The sequence below is a fragment of the Arthrobacter sp. TB 26 genome (assembly GCF_000427315.1).
GTDB lineage: Bacteria > Actinomycetota > Actinomycetes > Actinomycetales > Micrococcaceae > Arthrobacter.
The window spans coordinates 1-1,335 of sequence record NZ_AUPJ01000502.1 but is presented as its reverse complement, the minus strand read 5'-3'; the positions used below and the strand labels follow the sequence as shown (position 1 = coordinate 1,335).

General features: G+C 69.0%; 2 protein-coding genes. Both read left to right on the top strand.

The annotated features are described in order from the left end of the window. Positions 1-788 (top strand): ATP-dependent helicase C-terminal domain-containing protein (locus K789_RS0119805; RefSeq protein ID WP_029705438.1); only part of this gene is annotated, 788 nt, incomplete at its 5' end. Between the two features lie 97 nt (positions 789-885). After that, positions 886-1,167, top strand: coding sequence for a hypothetical protein (locus K789_RS0119800; RefSeq protein WP_024368269.1), 282 nt, complete (start codon positions 886-888; stop codon positions 1,165-1,167). The last annotated feature ends 168 nt before the right edge of the window (positions 1,168-1,335 follow it).

Here is a 1,335-nt window from a genome sequence, read left to right as displayed (position 1 = left end):
TCCGCTCCGCTGCGCCGCTGACGGCGGACACAGCCGAGGCCGCCGCCCGGCACCTCCTGAGTGACACCATTGAGGCAAAGTTCAGCCAGGGCCGGGTCACCGCCCGCAAGGAACGTCGGCTGGGCGCGATTATCCTGTCCTCCACGCCGGTGCGTCCCTCTGCTGCCGAGGGACGTGCGGCAGTGGCCCGGGCGCTCGGGAAGGAAGGGCTCGGTGCCATTGGCTGGTCGACGGCGGCGGACGCCCTGCGCCGCCGTCTTGCCCTGCTGCATCGCGAGCTCGGAGACCCGTGGCCGGATGTGTCCGGGCCGGCGCTGCTGGCCCGGCTCGACGAGTGGCTGGCACCGGAACTTGAGGCGCTGGCCGGCGGCGCCGCCACGAGCGCAATCGACCTGGCAGATCCGCTGCGGCGCCTGCTGCCGTGGCCCGACGCCGCCCGGCTCGGGGAACTGGCCCCCGAACGCCTTGAGGTGCCAAGCGGTTCCTGGGTCAGGATCGACTACCCCGATGTCGAAGACGACGGCGGCCGCCCGGTGGTGGCCGTCAAACTCCAGGAATGCTTCGGCTGGGACCAGACGCCACAGCTGGTGGGCGGCAGGGTGCCTGTTCTCTTCCACCTGCTCTCGCCTGCCAGGCGGCCCCTGGCCGTGACGGACGACCTCGCCTCGTTCTGGTCCGGGCCCTATGCGCAGGTCCGTGCGGAGATGCGGGGCCGGTACCCCCGGCATCCCTGGCCGGAGGATCCTTGGACGGCGCCGGCGACCTCCCGTACCAAGAAGAGGAGCTAGCAGCTGTTACGTTATTGTGACTCGGCTCACGGCGTGTCGGGTATCCTAGAAGAGGTCATGCAGTCGGCCGCACATGCTTCACAGGGGAACTTTTACTATGACCAGCAAACTCGGCATCACCGTCGCTGTCGACCTCAGTTCGGAATCTGCACTCGTAGCACCGGAGGGCCAACTCACCGTCCGAAACGTCCCAAGCCTCATCGCAGTTGCCCGCCGGGCCGGCTCATTCGGGTACGGCCTCGAGGTTGTCGTGGACCTTCGGAAGCTGACCGCCGCGGAACCTGAAGCCGTGGCCATGATCCGCGATTCGGGATGGCAGGGGAGCCGCCTGCTGGGTGTCGGCAGAGCCGGCAATGCCGGCTGGGAGCGTGCGGCATGAAGCCGGCATTGGCCGGCGTCTATGGTCAGCTCGCCCACGCACCGGGCGCAGAGCTGATGTTCGACTCCTTCCGCCGCTGGCCGCTGGTGCCCTCCGCGCAGTTGGTGCGGCTCCGCTCGGCGCTGTTGCAGTGCGTCGAATTGGCCTCGCCGGATAACGGCAGGGACC

Excerpts from the sequence above, each read along its gene's own strand:
- K789_RS0119800 (WP_024368269.1), top strand. The coding sequence starts at position 886 with ATGACCAGCAAACTCGGCATCACCGTCGCTGTCGACCTCAGTTCGGAA.